This window comes from Komagataeibacter ossonobensis (assembly GCF_057359305.1).
Window position 1 is genome coordinate 19,818 of record NZ_JBXAYQ010000018.1, and the last position, 15,319, is coordinate 35,136.

Below are 15,319 nucleotides of genomic sequence, written 5' to 3' on the forward strand. Positions count from 1 at the left end.
GGCTACCCGCGGGCGGGGGCGTGTGACATGAAACGGGCATGACCGCCCGTTTCCCCCATGATCCGGCCCGCCGGCAGGCCGGTTTCCAGCGCCTGTGGCCCGATACGCTGCTTGGCCTCATGGCCGTTCTTGCACTGCTGCCCGCCTGCACGGCATTGCAGGGGATCGTGCGATCGGTTGTGCTGTGGGCGGTGGTGGCTCTGCTGTTCAACAGCAGGCGGGTACTGCTGGCGTGCCTGCTGCCGGTGGTCGTGCTGCTGCCAGCGGCGCTGTATTACATCAGCATAAGTGGCACACCGCCGGGCTATCCGCTGTGGCTGATCCTGTTTTACTGCTCGTTCCCCGTCGTGGTCGGGTATGTGCGGCCTGTCCTGCCGTATCTGGGGCTATGGACGCTGGTGTGGGTGGTGATGGCCGGATTTTACCTGTCGCGGCCGCGTGGGGTGGTGGTTGGCTGGCGGGCCCGGACGCGCATGGCTTGCGTGGGCGTGCTACTGGCATGGATCATCGTGCCCACCGTGCAGTTATGGCGGCATCTGCCCCCCACGCGCGGCGGGACCGAAAACCCGATGGTGCCCATCCATTCCCGCTTTGACCGGGCATGGCCGTGGAGCATGGCGACCGGCTACATCGCTGCCCGGCGTGAAACCCGGCGCGTGAGCGAAATGGCGCGGCGGATCAGTCATGAACCGATCCATTTTGACCCCCCACCCCCCACCACGCCACAGGTGATCGTGCTGGTGATCGGGGAAAGCGCGCGGCGCGATCATCACCACAGCTATGGCTATGGCCTTTCCACCACACCGGAAATGGAGCAGGTGCCGGGACTTGTCCGCTTTGATGACATGGTTACCCCTTTTGATTACACGGTGGGCGCCGTGCCGGTCATCCTGTCCGGCTATGACCGCCTGCGGCCCGGTGCGGTACCGGGGCATGACCTTGTATCGGTCTTCAATGCAGCGGGGTTCGATACGTGGTGGATCAGCAACCATCCGCGTCTGGGGCCATATGACAGCGTGATTGGCGCGTATTCGGAACAGGCCCGCCATATCGCCTATACCACCGTGCATGACGGGATCATGAGCAGCCCGGTGCTGGACGAACGCATGCTGCCGGTCGTGGACCATGCGATTACGGATGCCCATGGGCGGGTCTTTATCGTGCTGCATCTGTTCGGTAGCCATGAAAACGCGGCCGACCGTTATCCACGCGGTTTTGCCAGCCTTGGCACGGCTTATGACAATAGTATTGCCTATACCGACCATATGCTGGCCCATGTCCGCGCCACGCTGGCGGCGCATGGCGGGGAATCCGCCCTGTTTTATGTATCCGACCACGGCGTGCGGGTTGCGGAATGTACCGGCGGCATCCCCGCGCATGGGGATGTGCGCGCCGCATATGAAATACCGTTTTATCTGTGGACATCCGCAGCGTGGCAGGCAGCCCACCCGCAGGCGGCACAGGCCGCGCGGGATAACGTGCATGTTCCGCTGACGCTTGCGGCCCTGCCGCCGAGCGTGCTGGATGCGGCGGGGCTGCATTACGGGGCGGCGGATGCGGGTCTGTCGGTGCTGTCAGCCCATCCCGTCCACATGCCACGTATCGTGCATGGGGACAGCACGACCAACCAGAATGTCGATTATGACCACAGCCATGATGATGGCCGGTGCCATGTTGCAAGGAATTAAAGAAAGAAGTTTTTGGTAAAGCTTTTTTCAAAAAGCTTTAAAGGAACGCCGCCTTTTTGAAAAAAGGCGGCACGCAAAAACTTTTATTTTTATCAGCATTCTGTCTGGGCAGATTCTCTTATTTTCCGTTGGGATGCTTCTTCAGCCATGCATCATAGCGGCGCTTGTCCAGGCAGTAGGCCAGGTTTTTGTACAGCTGGATATGGCGCACATGCGTCACGTCTTCCTGGCAGGCGATCTTGTCGCTGTCCTGGTACTCGTCCCATGCAGGCTGCAGGACCAGCGCGCGTTCCTTTTCCTGTGTGACGCAGACATTGGTGACTTCATCGCCAAATTCCGTCGTGCAGTCATCGACGACGGGATAATTGGGGAACGTCAGCGCAGGCGCGGGCAGTTTCACTTCCGGGCGGATGTAGAGCGAGTTCAGTTCCCCCTCCGGCACTTCGGCATGCGCCGTGGGCACGGCGCTGGCTGCCAGCACGCCCAGCAGGGCACAGGTAATGATCTTTTTCATGTCTGTATGCCTTTGTTCAAAACGGGATATGGCGGTCATGTGGCGAATGTGACCCTGCCGTCGCGCCATGCCAAGGGGAACGGATAAACCGGCGCGCGGATTTAGGGTAGCGGTCCCATCCACTTTCGCCACGCAGGCCAGTCATGGATGATCCGCGCCAGTGCGGCATAACCGCCATCTGCCGGGTGGGCGCCATCACCGCGCGCGATCTCGGTGCACCATGTGGGATGGGCCAGCAGCGGTTCCCATACCGGCAGGAAGGGCACGGACAACTGCGCGCATATGCCCGCCATGGCATGTGACAGCGCCTGTGTGCGCCCGTCGGGGCAGGGCCGCCCGACCGGCGGGGGACCGATCATCAGGACCGGCCATGACTGCCGGGCCTGTTGCACGATCCGTTGTGTCGTCGCGATGGATTCATCATGCGGCACGCGTGGCTGCCCATGCGCGGTGGATGTGCAGTCATTGACGCCAAAGGACAGCACGATACCCCCGTCATGGCGTCCGGACAGGCGCGGCAGGGTTTCGGTGTGCCACCGCAGGGCGATGTCACGGCTGGTCTGTCCCCGCACGCCCAGGTTGTAGGGCGTGATGTCATGACCGGCCTGTCGTTCCATGGCAGACAGGCGTCCCACCCATCCCTGACAGGTCTCGTCACCCGTTCCCGTTACGTAGCTGTCGCCGATAAAACAGATTCGCATACCGGCATGATAGGCATGGCGGAAGATAAAAAACCATGGTGGGAAAGAGTAGTATTTCCATGCTTTCCCATTTTGTTCTCATGCGTTAGTGTCGTGGAACGGATTATGAACACGGGGTGGAACACAGGGATGCGTGCAGGGATCATGCCATGGGTAGGATGCGGGATGCTACTGGTCCCGCTGGCTGCCATGGCGGGACAGGCTACCTGTCACGTTCCCCCCGCAACCGTGGGCTGCACGCAGGCGGCCACATTGCAACGGGTGGGCAGCCTGTCGCCTGCAGCCCTGTCTGAGCGGACGCTGATCCAGATGCATTGTAGGCGCGTGGACGGGGCGGGAAACTGGCAGGTGCTGGGCCACCACGGTGATGTGGTGCTGTTGCGTCACCTGCCTGTCCAGAAAGGGGAAGGCTCGCTGTATTTTCCTGCCACCGTCCTGCATCCCGTGTCGGGTCATATGCTGTCGCGGCCATCCGGCCTGCTGCGTCTGGTCATGGCGGGAGTCGGGGCGGTGCTGCTGTGGCCGCTGTTACGGTATGGCTGGCGGTTTTTACGCAGGCGGCAGGCCTGGCGCGTGTGCAGGCGGCTAGTGTCCCGTCATGCCGACGCACTGCGAATCCGGCGCAGGCAACTGGTGCAGGTCAACAGTTATGGCGTTGAACGCACGACCCGGTGGCAACGTGAAAAGGCGGAATTCATCAGGACGATCGTGCAGCCCGCCCTGCGGGGCCGTCGCCTGCAATGGGCATGGCCCGCCATTGCAGATCGCGTACTGGCCCGGATCGAGCATGTGGCCAGCCAGACGCTGCCGGGAACAGGACAGGCCAGCAACGGTTATGCGCCGGACATGGACCCGATCGCCTATGAACGCTATTGCGCCGAACGCCTGTGTGCCTGTGGGTGGGACGCGCAGGCCACGCCACCTGGCGGGGACCAGGGTGCGGATGTCATTGCCATACGTGGTGGAAAACGGCTGGTCGTGCAGTGCAAGCTGTACCGCAATGCGGTGGGGAACGAGGCCGTGCAGCAGATTTCAGCAGCCCGGCTGCATTACCATGCCGATATTGCAGCAGTGGTCTCCAATGCGGATTACACGACTTCGGCCCGGCAACTGGCCCGATCCAACGACGTGTTCCTGTTGCATCATGATGAATTGCCCGCTTTTGCCGACCGCCTGGCACGGGAACGGAAAAAGGCGTGATTCTTCATTATGTCATAACATGACAAAATATGTCTGATGGATGCGCGCCGGGCGACCCCGGCGCGGCTTGTTCAATCGCGCGAAACTGCGGGAACAGGGGCGGAAGGACGATTGCGCGTACTCAACCGGACTGTGATCAGCAGATGGGCGATCATGCGTGCAGAGTTGCTCATGTATCATACCTCCTATCTTTCCTATACATGAATCGTTTCACGAAAGCGAAGGTTTCCTGCACGCTTGAAACAAATTTCCCGTGCCGTTGCGTTTCATGGCCACCATCCCCATCTTTAAGGCCAGATATGAGGGGATGAGGGAAAAGTTGAGACGACATCGTGTAATGCTGGACGGGCGTGAACTGTATGCGGGCGCGCAATGGACCCATGTCCAGCGATTCGCTGATGCGCTGCGTGCCCGTGGACATGATGCCGTTGCAATTCGCGATGAAACGCCGCTGCCACCACGCGTACCCCGGCCCCGGATGACGGGATTGCCCCCCCGTGGCACGGTGGGCCGTCGGCGCGGATAGGGGCATGGCCTATATCTATCTGCTGATCGCGATTGCGGCGGAAGTCACCGCCACGTTCTGCCTGACGTTATCCAGTGGCTTTACGCGGCTGGGACCGTCATGTGTGACCGTGGTCGGGTATGGCGTGGCGTTCTATTCGCTGTCCCTGGCGTTGCGGACCATTCCTACCGGCGTGGCCTATGCCATCTGGTCGGGTATCGGCACGGTACTCATTACGCTGGTCTGTCGCGTGGTGCTGGGACAGAAGCTGGATCTGGCGGCGGTCGTGGGCATGACGCTTATCATATGTGGCGTGCTGGTCATGAACCTGCTGTCGGGCGCGGGTCAGCACGGATAAAAAATGGCCGGTCCCGCAAACGGAACCGGCCATGTGCATCAATGTCGGCCCGGACCGCCGTGACCGCCACCACCACCACCGTGGCCGCCCCCGCCGCCCGGTCCACCAGGGCCGTGGCCACCGCCACCACCCGGGCCGCCGCCGGGACCGTGGCCACCACCGCCCGGTCCACCATGGAAGCCGCCGCCACCCCCCGGTCCGCCACCGTGGAAGTCCCCACGTGGCCCACCACCATGGAAACCGCCACCGGGGCCGCCGCGACCGCCGCCCCATCCACCGCCACGCCCGATATATTCGGGTGCGCCGCCGTAATAATCGCCATATCCGCTATAATAACCCCCGCTGGGGCCATAACCGTACCCGCCGTAATAGCCGCCATATCCGGGGCCATCCACGCAGGCGACAAGCGGACTGGCCAAAACCAGTACCGACAGTGAGCGGGTCAGTCGTTTCATGGGAAAGAGTGTCCTTTTTCCATATACAGCTTCACGTCCTGATCCTGTCAGGTTTCCAACTGTATAAAGAAAAAAGGCATAAAGACGACCGGTGATGGCCGTCATCCCGCCCGGCGGGGGCATACTGTCGTACGCCCCCGCCTGTCGGCGGGGTTTCAGGAATTATTTCAGGCCGTCTTCAGGTTATCGGCCTTGGCCAGTTCCTTGACGCGGCGCAGCAGGGAAACGGCATAATCCTCGGCTTCCATGGCGGAAGAAAAACCGCCCAGCGTGCCGGTCAGGCCGCCGATGCTTACTTCCAGGCTGTACTTGCCCTGTGCGTCGGGACCACTGGTTGCCACTTTGCTCATGATAGCATCCTAATTCTTGTTCTGTAGGGGACACACGGCGTGTCCGTTCCCATTCACATGGGGTGTGACCACGCCATGAACCATGTCTGCCACCGCATGGCTGCCTGTCATGCGGCCATCTTGACATGGGAGTGGTCAATACCGGGCCATGCCATGTTGCCCGGCCGGGCCGGATGCGTCATGTCCCGACCCGTATCCGCCTGTTATGTTATTTCTGGCGGGCGAGTTCGGCTTCCAGCTTTCTGGCGCGTGCTTCAAGTGCCCGGGCGTGCTCGGGCCGGTCCTTCAGTGCAATGGCGTAATCACGGCGCACCTGTTCCAGTTCGCGCTGCAGGTCCGTGGCGGAAGGCAGGTGATGTTCTGATGACATGAGGTCTTCCTGTATGCTGTATCGGCTTCTCCCTTCATGTCGGAACATCTTTCCCTGCGGCAACCTGCCCTTTGTGCGGATGTGGTATGACATGGCCGGACAACGGCTTGTGATGTCCGCCATCGCTGGCATGATTGGCGGGTGCGGGCAGGGTCGTGGGCTACTATGACCATGCCCCAGCACAGGACCGCCATAATCGGAAGAAAGGAGAACCGGACGTGGATTTCAAGGCAGGTGATATCGTGGTGGTCAGGGATGATGCACCGGTCAAACCGGAACTGCGCGGAATGAAGGGCGACATCGTCGAAATCATCGAAAATGGCCAGATCCGCGTGCGTAGTGACCGTACGGGCAATGACGAGTGGTTTTCCGCATCCGACCTGCGGCATGAATGAACCGGAGCCGGGTCAGTCCCCGTCCCACAGACGCAGGAAGGCATAGGGATAGGCCGTGCATGTCCGGACAAGGTGCCGCATGCGCGCGGGCCATTGACGTGGCGGGGTGGAAAGGGTGCCGGTTGCCTGCATGACCTTGCTCCTTGCCGATGTGGGCTATCCCTGTCGTGGGGCCTGTACCCTAAGGGTTCATGAAGCCATCAACGCCATGACGATACGCAAGGATGCATCGGCGCGGGATCACATCTGCATGAAATGGTCCCTGATACGCGGCAGGCGCATTGCCGCTGCGCATGCTGTGTTTGGACGATTGACCGTTCAGGGTGTTAGAAGGGCAGGGACCGGGCCTGCCGGTAACCGGATCGACAGACAGCGAAGAGATTGATGAACCGCGGCAAGATTGTAAAATGGGTTACCATTGTGTCCCTGCTCCTGATGATTGGCAGCGTGGGTGTTCTGGTGCGCGGCATGACGGCTGAAGGGATCGGCCCGATATCATGGATGGTGGCTGAAGGGCTGGCCGGGCTTGGTCTGCTGGGGCTTGGCGTCATCAACCTGAGTGGCGGGCGCGACTGATACCGCTACGCCCGCACCCGGTCGTGCGGGCTAGTTGCCCATACCCGGTCCACCACTTCCGCCGGGTCCGTCGCTGGGCGCATCCTGCCCCGGTGATCCGGTCATGCCACCGATACCGCCGCTTTCGCTTGGATCAGAGGGCGAATGACCGGACTGGCATGCTGCCAGCCCCGCGAGCAGAAGCACAACGGCAATTTTTTTCATCTGGATCCTGTGTCCTTCAATCACGCTATGGTGAGGTATGTAAGGATATTCCTCCCGGAATCAACGGTATTTCCCATATTCCTTAAGGACGCGGATGGGGGACAGGTTGCACGCCCACGCGGTAAAGGGTGGTTTCGTCATATGTCTGCCCCGGGCGCAGTATGATGGTGGGAAAACCGGGATGGTTGGGGCTGTCGGGATAATGCTGTGTTTCCAGCGCCACGGCATCCGTCTGGCGATAGGCATGACCCGAAGGCCCGACGTAACTGCCGTCAAGCGCGTTGGATGTATAGACCTGCAGCCCCGGCTGCGTGGTCAGCACATCCAGCACCCGCCCCGATGCCGGGTCCCACAGGCGGGCCGCAGGCACCGGTATGCGCGATAGCTGACTGTTGACGACCCAGTTCTGGTCATAACCGTGCTGATACATCATCTGTGAATCCTGATCGCGCAGGCGCTCGCCAATACGGTGGGGCGTGCGGAAGTCCAGCGCCGTACCCGCAACGGGTGCGACCGTGCCCAGCGGCAGTGATTTCGCATCAATGGGGGTAAAGGTAGCGGCATTGACCTGCAGGACTTCGTTTTCGATCGAACCACTGCCTTCCCCACCCAGGTTGAAGTAGCTGTGGTTCGTCAGGTTGACCACCGTCGGCCGGTCCGTTGTCGCGGTGTAGTGCAGTGACAGTTCATTGCCATCGTTCAGGCTAAAGGTGACATGCGTGGTCAGCGTGCCGGGGAAACCTTGATCCCCGTCCGGGCTGACCAGTTTCAGGGTCACGCTGGCGCTGCTGGCGGTGACGCTGGTGTTTTCCACCGTCCAGACATGCCTGTCGAACCCCTTGCGGCCACCATGTAAGGCGTTGGTCCCCTCGGTTCGGGGAATGTGGTAGGTTCGTCCGTCCAGCACGAAGGTACCGTTGGCGATGCGGTTGGCTACGCGCCCGACCGTCGCCCCGAAAAACAGGCCGCCACGTGCGCTGTCACGCGTATATCCCTCCAGTGTCGCGAACCCCAGCACGATATCCGCGACATGGCCGTGGGCATCAGGTGCATCAATGGCGGTGATGGTCGCGCCATAGGTCACGACCTGCACGCGCATGCCATGCCTGTTGGCCATGGTGAAGCGTTCAACCTTCTGGCCATCCGGGGTGGTGCCAAACGGGGCACGGTCCAGTGTCACGGCTGGTGCGGGATCCGCATGGGCCGCCGTGACAACCGCCATCGCCAGCAGCCCGACAAGGGAAAAACGGCAGTTCCCGTGCGAAAAAAAAGCGTGCATGGCGCATTCCTGTCATTATGGGGTCGGTATGAAGCCCTGTTCGCTGCTGTTTATCTTGCCGCTATGGGTTCGATCCTGCAAAACAGGGCAATGAATACGGGTGTGGTGTGTACGCGTGCGTTTCGCGCGCCTGAAAGGGAGAAGATGCGATACAGGGTTGTGGTGGCGCTGATGGCTGCAGGCATGGCCTGTGGTGGGATGGTAAACGGCGCAAGGGCGGCACAGGTGCAGGACCAGCCCGTATCCCCGGCCCCGCATGGTGAGACGGAACTGCAGAAGCTGCCGCCGTACCAGAACAAGGTGAATGAGTATATCGACCTTGCCTCGGTCCAGGTTCATGGCACGCATTCATCCGCCACGTTCATTCAGGATTTTGACGAGGACATGATCCGGCACGGGCTGCCCTTTGCCTCGGTCCGGTTTTCCGTCATGTACAACTGTGCGGCGGATACGTACCGCACGCTGTCCTACGCCACATGGTCGGGCCATATGGGCACGGGTCACCGGATTGCTGACGGCCCGGTACCGCGCGGCGAGATGACGGTTGACCCGTCGCTGCGCGATGGCAGGCGTATCGCATGCGCCCATGTGGGCCATAATCATGCCGGAGGGCAATAATCCCCCTTTTGGGGATAAACCAGTAAGTTATGTGGATAACAGCGTGGATGGGCCAGCGCGTTGCACGCTGCATGGCTGGGGGAACTGCTAAAAATGGACGATAAGGTTTCTGTGGATAGTCGTATCATTGATGCCGTGGCGGCATCCCTGCCCACCGGCATGGGCCGTGATGCGGCGGCTGCACCGGCGCAGGATCAGGCGCGTCTTTTCCTGCAGCAATTGGCGCGTCAGGGGCTGACGGTCGCCCCGCGCGAGGGTACGGAGGGCGCATCAGCCCTGCACCAGATTTCCGAAGGGTTGATCGACCTGTTTTCCAGTGAGGACCGCAAGCTGAAATACAGCGCCCTGCTGGTGCTGTTCCTTGTGCTGGTGGTACTCTATATCCAGCCGCTGGTCATCCTGTTCGGGCTGCTGCTCAGCGGTGTGGTCTTTTTCATCTTCGCACTGACGCGCCGTAACCCCACCGACTGATTTTTCAGGGGTGGGCGGCAGGTGTTGCCGGCGTATCACCCGCCTGTGCCGGGTTCTTGGCGGGCATGATGTCATCGCTGCCGCTGGAGCCGGAGACAAGCTGCCACTGACGCCGGTCATCCTGATAGCGCGACAGGCACATAAGCAGTGCCTGGTACTTTTCCAGCCGCCCCGGATCGCTGACCAGTGACAGGCAGGCGGCGCGCAGGTCGCTGTCGTATCCGGTCCAGTGCGCGGTCAGGGCTGCCTGGCTTTTCTGTTCGGCGCCAATGCATTCCCCGTCCGTATCCTGCATTTCGATATGGGCACGGTCGCAGTTGGCCGCAATATCATATTGCGGCAGTACCAGTTTGCGCCCGTGCTGGGTATCGTACGGGTGATGGGCCAGCTTTTCTATATCCACCACCGGAGCTGCCGCATGGGCGGCAGGGGCGGGTTGCAGCGGCGGTGGCAGGCTTTCCCCATGCTGGGTGGCATACCGGGCCAGATCATCAAGGGCGGCCATCGCCCCCTTTACCGAAAACGGTACCGGGTCGCGTTCGAACGGGATCAGCGCCCCCGTGGCCGCCCCCTGCAGGGCACTGACCAGATCGGGCACGGTATCGGGTTTCAGGTCGCCCCCAGCCGTGTCCCATTTCTGGGTATTGCCAAAGACCTGCAGCGCAATGGTGAATTTGCCGATCATCACCATGGCTGTCTCCACCCCTTTCGGGTTGTGGTAACGACCGTGGCGCTGGTGGAAGGCAATGCCGACCGTGCCGCTGGCCGCGCGGTAGAACATGATATCCAGCGTGCCCTGATGGGACATGATCATGGGCTGGCCGCCCGGTCCGCTATTGGCGAATATCCAGTCCGGGTCGGCGGCGTGCGCGCAGGGCGTGGCGCAGAGGGTCCCGATTGCCAGGATGGCAGCAGGTAGCAGGCGCATCCCGGCTATTTCCTTCCAGTATCCATAAAATGTCATCAACGCGTCCCATGATAACGGCGTGATACCGACAAACCAATGCCGCCTGCACAGATCGCCCCTGTGACGCGTCAAAATGAAAATCTTCTTTAGTATTATTTTCGCCCCCTGCATGGCACGCATCGCTTTGGAGGGAACGGACATATTTTGTCGCAGGCCTGTCACGATCATGCGGCATGCCGTCCGTGTTTCCCGTCATGGAAGCAGGCATGTGGAAATATCTTTTCCTGGCCTGAATTATGACAATATATGTCTAAATCACGTCACAGTGATGCTGAAATTATCCATTATCCCGATTCGTCGGTCCTTGTTGCAATGGGATTGTCGCAAAGTGAACAGAAAACGGAATTTTCTTCTGGGTTGTATGGCGCTGATCACCGTGCCGGGGATCGCATTGGCGCAGTCTTACGATGAACGGCCCCGTGCCGTGCCCGTGGCCATGCAGCCCGAGGACGAGAACAGCAGCCCCAGCCCGTCGCAGATGCTGGTGGATGAACGCGCCGGTGGCTGGGTCGCCATTCATCATACGCCCGATGCCGGTGTGCATACCGATCTGTGCATTGCCGGTTCGGAAAGCGAAATCCTGATGTTCCGTGCCGATGCCGATTCGCTGCAGGTGCGCAGCGCGGATGACCACTGGACGCTGGCCAATGGTGAAAAGGGCGACATGACGGTTACCGTGGGGGCCTATACCCGCGTGTTCCACATGCAGGCCAATGACGCCACGACCCTTGCCGCCGACATCCATGCCGATGACCTGACCCACCTGCTGGATGCCATGGCGACGTCGCATGTGGCACTGGTGAAGTTTGGCGATCGCACGACACTCAGCGTCAACCTGGCGGGAAGCATTCCCGTTCTGGACCGTTTCCGCGGCTGTACCGAAACCCAGCATTTCGCCAATCTGGGTCAGGGCGCGGGACAGAAGGCTTCCCCGTTCTAGGAAGTGAGGGCGCTGTGGCCTGCCGGGTCGGGGGCCTGCGCCAGATCTTATATGTACGGAAAACGGGTCAGATTCGCACGGGTACGGAGGGAGGGGCCGCCTGCACGCGGTGCCGGTGCCAGTGGTCGGATGGCGCGTGGCCGTAATAGAACCCGCGTTTGAGTATGTTTTGCACCAGCCGCAGGCCGGGGTTGGCCGCGAAATACAGTGTGCGTTCCAGTCCTGTCGTGGTGGGTGCGCTGGCAAAGCGGGCATTGCCGATATGGGATGGGAATTTCCCGTTTTCCCGCGCCAGCCCGGGCCAGACGCTCAGGGCGCCCAGCCCGGTTTTCCATGGCTGGCCCATCAATGTGTCGATCGGTGTGGCCGTGTAGTCCAGGCAATGCAGGATCCGGCGCGCGCCAGACGGGGTAATCACGTAGGCATGGGCGCCGCCGGGTGATGTGGACATGCGGGTCAGCCAGTAATCGCGCCCCAGTGGCAAAAGCTTGCGCTGCAGGCGGGTGGCATGTTTTTCGTCGCCAAAAAAACGCACGAATTCCCACTCTTTCTGCCGCGCCATCAGGGCATGGATGACATAGGGCCAGTCGGTGGAAAGCAGGACGTCATCTTCCAGAATGACCGATGGCCGGTCCGTGGTCGCGACCCGCCGCATGGCCTTCCTGTGCGACAGCATGCAGGCTATTTCCCCCGGGTACAGATCCTTGCCCATGAAAATCCGGCGTCTGCGCCTGTTATAGATTCCATAATCATGATCGGTCAGGTCATGGGCATCGACCGCATCCAGAAAATCGAAATCAAGACCGAAGCCGGTAAGTTGCCGTGCCAGCGTATTCCGGCGTTCGATGGCGTGTGACAGGCTGATGATGATAATTTTTGGAAAATTATATTTCAGATCTGTTGGATGTAGTGTCATTTTTATTTTTTATTCGTTTTACATAATGAAATAATATTACATAAACCACATGCGGACCAGATCGGGGCATACGCTAATGACATCATCATTGTAAAGAGAGGGATATATCGTCAATTCATCCTGATACCTGCCTGCACCATTCCCGTTGCGGGCAGGGCGGCAGGGTGTGTGACGCCACGCAATGCCGGGGTGGCGATGGGCAGGTGGGTGGGCGCGTATGGTTGGGGGTGCAAGCCGGTTGTGCATGCATGGCAGCCCGCACGCTGGGCTGTGGTGACAATGGCGGTGTGTATGGCAAACATTCTTCCTTTGCGGATTGTCAGCACGGGCTGACCCACATGAAAAGGAAGACAGGACGTGAGGCGACGTTTTCATCTTGGCGTGCTGGCAGGCGGGCTGGCCCTTGTCGCGGCAGTAACCGCCCCCGGTCCCGCCACGGCACGGGAAGCGAAGGCACGCCATGAAGCAGCCCCGGCACCGGTGGCGACACTGGACGTGGCGGCGTTCCAGACACAGGCGGCCCAGTATGTCGGCAAGCTGGTGCGGGTCGAGGGGTGTTACATCACTTCCGCCAATTCAGGCGGGGCGGATTGCGCGGCCTTCCGTATTGCCGACCTGCCGGGGCAGGTGGACTGGAACGGGGCGGTGCCGCTTGATGGCCCGACGATGGAGGAATCCTCCTTCCGCAAGGCCCAGCAGATCTGTGGCGATACCGGCAAGAACGAACAGTGCCAGGCCGAGGTCAGCGGCGTGGTCTATGATCCGTTCGGGGATATGGGGGTACAGGGACAGCGCAATTTCGAACTGCGCAACGCCCGTATCCACTGGCTGGCGGAACCCGCGCCGCACAAGCCTGAACGCCGCCGCACAGGCAACGAACGTTCCGCTTCGCGCTAGGATCGCCTGAACCCGGCCCCTGAACCTGCGTTCCGGGGCGGGCGTGCCTTACCCGGCATGCCCGAGCAGGTGCGACAGCAGGGTCACCACACCACCGCACAGGACGCTGCCCATGACGACCATGGGCACGATCCACATTTCGCGCATGATGCTCTTGGCATGGTCCACGGCGCGGCGTGCATGCATGCTGCGGGCGGAGGGCAATGGCGTATTGATCATGGTTGTCATGGCATGGCGTCCCGGGGCGTTCAGGCCCCAAAAAAGCGACTGCGGTTCGTGACCGGTGGCGCGTAATGCAGACAGGATTGAAACCTGTCAAGCATGAAAATTTCCCCATATTGCAGGGGACACGATAATCACCTGAAAAATTCCGGTTTCCCGCCATTGTGGCCGCAGGATATGCTTTTCATGCGTGTCGGCGTTGCGGGCAGTGTCGGGATGCCCGATAAGATCCGTTTGGCCGTCCAGGACAGGCCGCTCTTACGCCCGGGATTCCCTGCATGACTCCGCTTGCGCTGATTCTGGTCGGCATTGGTTCCATTGCCGTCCTGCTGTTGCTGATCCTGTGGCTGCGGCTGCATCCTTTCGTGGCCCTGCTGATTGTCGCGGTGGGGGTGGCGCTGCTGACCGGCATGCCGGTGACAAAGCTGGCTGACGCGGTGCAGGGCAGCATGGGCCGCACCATGGGCCATATCGCCATTATCGTGGCCCTTGGGGCCATGATCGGGCGCATGATCGACCTGTCTGGCGGGGCCGCTGTCGTAGCACAGGGACTGGTGCGCCGGGTGGGTGCGGCCCATGTGCCACTGGCGCTGGTCATTTCCGCCTTCGGGGTCGGTATTCCGGTGTTTTTTGAGGTCGGCGTCATCATGCTCATGCCGCTGGTCTATGGCATGGCACGGCAGACGGGACGGCCACCCGCGGTCTTTGGCATTCCCATGGCGGTCACCATGTTGACGGTGCATGCGCTGCTGCCACCCCATCCCGGCGCCGTGGCGGTGGCGGCGGCACTTGGTGTGGGCGCGGGGCACATGCTGTTGCTTGGCCTGCCGCTGGCGGCGGTGGTGACCGTGCTGACCTATGTGCTGACGCGCCCGATCATGGCGCAGCCCTTCGGCTGTGCGCCCGATATCCGCGCCGTGGTGGATGAAGCGCGCGACGCCGCCCGGGGCCATGGCGCGGCGGATGAACCCGCCCGCCTGTTCATGCAGGCTGGTCAGAAGCGTCCGGTCGGCATGGGGGAAATCGTCGCGGTCATTGCCGTGCCGGTCATGCTGATGGTGGCGGGCACGCTGGCGGGGGAACTCATGCCGCCCGGTCGCCTGCGGTCGGTGCTGGTCTTTGCGGGTATTCCCTTTGTCGCCCTTGGGCTGGATGTCATGTTGTGCGCATGGTTGCTGGGGCTGCGGCGCGGGCTGGCGCTGGCTACCGTATCCGAAGTGGTGGCCGCCGCCCTGCCGGGGACGGCCATCATCATCCTGATTACCGGCGCGGGTGGCGCATTTGCGCAGGTGCTGGTGGGCAGCGGCGTGGGTGATGCGCTGGGCAGCCTGCTGGCGGCAAGCGGCCTGCCGCTGCTGGTGCTGGCCTTTGTCCTGACCATGATCCTGCGCGTGGCGCAGGGGCCGACCACGGTGGCGCTGATGACCACGGCGGGCATCCTTGGCCCCATGATCGGGCGGCTGCACCTGGACCAGACGCATCTGGCGCTTGTGGCGCTGGCCATGGGGGCGGGCGGCATGGCGCTGTCGCATGTCAATGACGCGGGGTTCTGGATCGTGACCCGCATGTGCGGCGTGAGCGTGCGCGAAGGGCTGCGCAGCTGGAGCATCATGACGCTGGTCGCGGCCCTGCTGGTTTTTGCTGGTGTCGCCACGATGTGGGCAGTGCTGCCAGCCTGAAGGTATTAAGTCAT

Annotated in this window: 22 protein-coding genes; 11 read left to right on the forward strand and 11 right to left on the reverse strand. The window is 61.5% G+C overall.

Going from position 1 to position 15,319, the window contains the following annotated elements; genetic code table 11:
* The first annotated feature begins 38 nt into the window (after positions 1–38).
* Positions 39–1,688, forward strand: a complete 1,650-nt coding sequence (locus AC1RQ9_RS11135) for a sulfatase-like hydrolase/transferase (RefSeq protein ID WP_485986946.1) — start codon at positions 39–41, stop codon at positions 1,686–1,688.
* A 118-nt stretch (positions 1,689–1,806) separates the two neighbouring features.
* Here AC1RQ9_RS11135 and AC1RQ9_RS11140 read toward each other — a convergent pair whose 3' ends face one another.
* Positions 1,807–2,202, reverse strand: coding sequence for a hypothetical protein (locus AC1RQ9_RS11140; RefSeq protein ID WP_485986947.1), 396 nt, complete (start codon positions 2,200–2,202; stop codon positions 1,807–1,809).
* A gap of 101 nt (positions 2,203–2,303) precedes the next feature.
* Positions 2,304–2,903, reverse strand: a complete 600-nt coding sequence (locus tag AC1RQ9_RS11145) for a GDSL-type esterase/lipase family protein (RefSeq protein ID WP_485986948.1) — start codon at positions 2,901–2,903, stop codon at positions 2,304–2,306.
* 144 nt (positions 2,904–3,047) lie between these two features.
* On the opposite strand from AC1RQ9_RS11145, the gene AC1RQ9_RS11150 reads away from it, so the two are divergent.
* From AC1RQ9_RS11150 to AC1RQ9_RS11160, 3 genes are all read left to right on the forward strand, one after another.
* Positions 3,048–4,103: a restriction endonuclease gene (locus AC1RQ9_RS11150; protein WP_485986949.1), complete on the forward strand. Its 1,056-nt coding sequence runs from the start codon at positions 3,048–3,050 to the stop codon at positions 4,101–4,103.
* Between the two features lie 337 nt (positions 4,104–4,440).
* Positions 4,441–4,629, forward strand: a complete 189-nt coding sequence (locus AC1RQ9_RS11155) for a hypothetical protein (protein ID WP_193732938.1) — start codon at positions 4,441–4,443, stop codon at positions 4,627–4,629.
* A 4-nt stretch (positions 4,630–4,633) separates the two neighbouring features.
* Positions 4,634–4,966, forward strand: coding sequence for a DMT family transporter (locus tag AC1RQ9_RS11160; RefSeq protein ID WP_193732937.1), 333 nt, complete (start codon positions 4,634–4,636; stop codon positions 4,964–4,966).
* Here AC1RQ9_RS11160 and AC1RQ9_RS11165 read toward each other — a convergent pair.
* From AC1RQ9_RS11165 to AC1RQ9_RS11175, 3 genes are all read right to left on the reverse strand, one after another.
* Positions 4,929–5,288 carry a hypothetical protein gene (locus AC1RQ9_RS11165; RefSeq protein ID WP_485986950.1) on the reverse strand — a complete coding sequence of 120 codons (360 nt, stop codon included), beginning with the start codon at positions 5,286–5,288 and terminating at the stop codon, positions 4,929–4,931. The genes AC1RQ9_RS11160 and AC1RQ9_RS11165 overlap by 38 nt on opposite strands.
* A gap of 300 nt (positions 5,289–5,588) precedes the next feature.
* Positions 5,589–5,771: a hypothetical protein gene (locus AC1RQ9_RS11170; RefSeq protein WP_019085838.1), complete on the reverse strand. Its 183-nt coding sequence runs from the start codon at positions 5,769–5,771 to the stop codon at positions 5,589–5,591.
* A 208-nt stretch (positions 5,772–5,979) separates the two neighbouring features.
* Positions 5,980–6,141, reverse strand: coding sequence for a hypothetical protein (locus AC1RQ9_RS11175; protein WP_193732926.1), 162 nt, complete (start codon positions 6,139–6,141; stop codon positions 5,980–5,982).
* Between the two features lie 218 nt (positions 6,142–6,359).
* Here AC1RQ9_RS11175 and AC1RQ9_RS11180 point away from each other — a divergent pair, with 218 nt between their 5' ends.
* Both AC1RQ9_RS11180 and AC1RQ9_RS11185 read left to right on the forward strand, forming a co-directional pair.
* The gene (locus tag AC1RQ9_RS11180) at positions 6,360–6,536 is read left to right on the forward strand and encodes a hypothetical protein (RefSeq protein WP_010508670.1); all 177 of its coding nucleotides are present in this window, start codon (positions 6,360–6,362) and stop codon (positions 6,534–6,536) included.
* A 420-nt stretch (positions 6,537–6,956) separates the two neighbouring features.
* Positions 6,957–7,112: a hypothetical protein gene (locus tag AC1RQ9_RS11185; protein WP_227001026.1), complete on the forward strand. Its 156-nt coding sequence runs from the start codon at positions 6,957–6,959 to the stop codon at positions 7,110–7,112.
* 30 nt (positions 7,113–7,142) lie between these two features.
* Here the strand turns inward: AC1RQ9_RS11185 and AC1RQ9_RS11190 are convergent, their stop codons facing one another.
* Complete coding sequence (locus tag AC1RQ9_RS11190) at positions 7,143–7,316, reverse strand: hypothetical protein (protein ID WP_010508667.1); 174 nt, start codon at positions 7,314–7,316, stop codon at positions 7,143–7,145.
* Positions 7,317–7,398: 82 nt separating this feature from the next.
* Positions 7,399–8,595, reverse strand: a complete 1,197-nt coding sequence (locus tag AC1RQ9_RS11195) for an aldose epimerase family protein (protein ID WP_485986951.1) — start codon at positions 8,593–8,595, stop codon at positions 7,399–7,401.
* Positions 8,596–8,739: 144 nt separating this feature from the next.
* Here AC1RQ9_RS11195 and AC1RQ9_RS11200 point away from each other — a divergent pair, with 144 nt between their 5' ends.
* Positions 8,740–9,213, forward strand: coding sequence for a surface-adhesin E family protein (locus tag AC1RQ9_RS11200; protein ID WP_227672646.1), 474 nt, complete (start codon positions 8,740–8,742; stop codon positions 9,211–9,213).
* Between the two features lie 93 nt (positions 9,214–9,306).
* Positions 9,307–9,684: a hypothetical protein gene (locus AC1RQ9_RS11205; protein WP_485986952.1), complete on the forward strand. Its 378-nt coding sequence runs from the start codon at positions 9,307–9,309 to the stop codon at positions 9,682–9,684.
* A 4-nt stretch (positions 9,685–9,688) separates the two neighbouring features.
* Here the strand turns inward: AC1RQ9_RS11205 and AC1RQ9_RS11210 are convergent, their stop codons facing one another.
* A complete protein-coding gene (locus AC1RQ9_RS11210) occupies positions 9,689–10,819 on the reverse strand; it encodes a hypothetical protein (protein WP_485986953.1) in 1,131 nt (376 codons plus the stop codon).
* 160 nt (positions 10,820–10,979) lie between these two features.
* Between AC1RQ9_RS11210 and AC1RQ9_RS11215 the strand changes: the two genes are divergently transcribed.
* The gene (locus tag AC1RQ9_RS11215; protein ID WP_485986955.1) at positions 10,980–11,591 is read left to right on the forward strand and encodes a hypothetical protein; all 612 of its coding nucleotides are present in this window, start codon (positions 10,980–10,982) and stop codon (positions 11,589–11,591) included.
* A gap of 67 nt (positions 11,592–11,658) precedes the next feature.
* Here AC1RQ9_RS11215 and AC1RQ9_RS11220 read toward each other — a convergent pair whose 3' ends face one another.
* Both AC1RQ9_RS11220 and AC1RQ9_RS11225 read right to left on the reverse strand, forming a co-directional pair.
* The gene (locus AC1RQ9_RS11220) at positions 11,659–12,507 is read right to left on the reverse strand and encodes a glycosyltransferase family 25 protein (RefSeq protein WP_485986956.1); all 849 of its coding nucleotides are present in this window, start codon (positions 12,505–12,507) and stop codon (positions 11,659–11,661) included.
* Positions 12,508–12,617: 110 nt separating this feature from the next.
* Positions 12,618–12,809, reverse strand: coding sequence for a hypothetical protein (locus AC1RQ9_RS11225; protein ID WP_485986957.1), 192 nt, complete (start codon positions 12,807–12,809; stop codon positions 12,618–12,620).
* Positions 12,810–12,864: 55 nt separating this feature from the next.
* On the opposite strand from AC1RQ9_RS11225, the gene AC1RQ9_RS11230 reads away from it, so the two are divergent.
* Complete coding sequence (locus tag AC1RQ9_RS11230) at positions 12,865–13,404, forward strand: hypothetical protein (RefSeq protein WP_485986958.1); 540 nt, start codon at positions 12,865–12,867, stop codon at positions 13,402–13,404.
* Between the two features lie 48 nt (positions 13,405–13,452).
* Here the strand turns inward: AC1RQ9_RS11230 and AC1RQ9_RS11235 are convergent, their stop codons facing one another.
* Positions 13,453–13,632 (reverse strand): hypothetical protein, encoded by a 180-nt coding sequence (locus tag AC1RQ9_RS11235; protein ID WP_193732918.1) that lies wholly within the window; start codon positions 13,630–13,632, stop codon positions 13,453–13,455.
* 272 nt (positions 13,633–13,904) lie between these two features.
* Between AC1RQ9_RS11235 and AC1RQ9_RS11240 the strand changes: the two genes are divergently transcribed.
* On the forward strand, positions 13,905–15,305 hold the full coding sequence (locus AC1RQ9_RS11240; protein WP_485986960.1) for a GntT/GntP/DsdX family permease: 1,401 nt from the start codon (positions 13,905–13,907) through the stop codon (positions 15,303–15,305).
* Positions 15,306–15,319 lie beyond the last annotated feature (14 nt).

Excerpts from the sequence above, each read along its gene's own strand:
- AC1RQ9_RS11155 (WP_193732938.1), top strand. The coding sequence starts at position 4,441 with ATGCTGGACGGGCGTGAACTGTATGCGGGCGCGCAATGGACCCATGTC.
- AC1RQ9_RS11235 (WP_193732918.1), bottom strand. The coding sequence starts at position 13,632 with ATGACAACCATGATCAATACGCCATTGCCCTCCGCCCGCAGCATGCAT.
- AC1RQ9_RS11200 (WP_227672646.1), top strand. The coding sequence starts at position 8,740 with ATGCGATACAGGGTTGTGGTGGCGCTGATGGCTGCAGGCATGGCCTGT.
- AC1RQ9_RS11170 (WP_019085838.1), bottom strand. The coding sequence starts at position 5,771 with ATGAGCAAAGTGGCAACCAGTGGTCCCGACGCACAGGGCAAGTACAGC.
- AC1RQ9_RS11220 (WP_485986956.1), bottom strand. The coding sequence starts at position 12,507 with ATGACACTACATCCAACAGATCTGAAATATAATTTTCCAAAAATTATC.
- AC1RQ9_RS11210 (WP_485986953.1), bottom strand. The coding sequence starts at position 10,819 with ATGATCGTGACAGGCCTGCGACAAAATATGTCCGTTCCCTCCAAAGCG.
- AC1RQ9_RS11140 (WP_485986947.1), bottom strand. The coding sequence starts at position 2,202 with ATGAAAAAGATCATTACCTGTGCCCTGCTGGGCGTGCTGGCAGCCAGC.
- AC1RQ9_RS11175 (WP_193732926.1), bottom strand. The coding sequence starts at position 6,141 with ATGTCATCAGAACATCACCTGCCTTCCGCCACGGACCTGCAGCGCGAA.
- AC1RQ9_RS11225 (WP_485986957.1), bottom strand. The coding sequence starts at position 12,809 with ATGTTTGCCATACACACCGCCATTGTCACCACAGCCCAGCGTGCGGGC.
- AC1RQ9_RS11160 (WP_193732937.1), top strand. The coding sequence starts at position 4,634 with ATGGCCTATATCTATCTGCTGATCGCGATTGCGGCGGAAGTCACCGCC.
- AC1RQ9_RS11240 (WP_485986960.1), top strand. The coding sequence starts at position 13,905 with ATGACTCCGCTTGCGCTGATTCTGGTCGGCATTGGTTCCATTGCCGTC.
- AC1RQ9_RS11145 (WP_485986948.1), bottom strand. The coding sequence starts at position 2,903 with ATGCGAATCTGTTTTATCGGCGACAGCTACGTAACGGGAACGGGTGAC.
- AC1RQ9_RS11195 (WP_485986951.1), bottom strand. The coding sequence starts at position 8,595 with ATGCACGCTTTTTTTTCGCACGGGAACTGCCGTTTTTCCCTTGTCGGG.
- AC1RQ9_RS11165 (WP_485986950.1), bottom strand. The coding sequence starts at position 5,288 with ATGGCGATTATTACGGCGGCGCACCCGAATATATCGGGCGTGGCGGTG.
- AC1RQ9_RS11135 (WP_485986946.1), top strand. The coding sequence starts at position 39 with ATGACCGCCCGTTTCCCCCATGATCCGGCCCGCCGGCAGGCCGGTTTC.
- AC1RQ9_RS11150 (WP_485986949.1), top strand. The coding sequence starts at position 3,048 with ATGCCATGGGTAGGATGCGGGATGCTACTGGTCCCGCTGGCTGCCATG.
- AC1RQ9_RS11190 (WP_010508667.1), bottom strand. The coding sequence starts at position 7,316 with ATGAAAAAAATTGCCGTTGTGCTTCTGCTCGCGGGGCTGGCAGCATGC.
- AC1RQ9_RS11205 (WP_485986952.1), top strand. The coding sequence starts at position 9,307 with ATGGACGATAAGGTTTCTGTGGATAGTCGTATCATTGATGCCGTGGCG.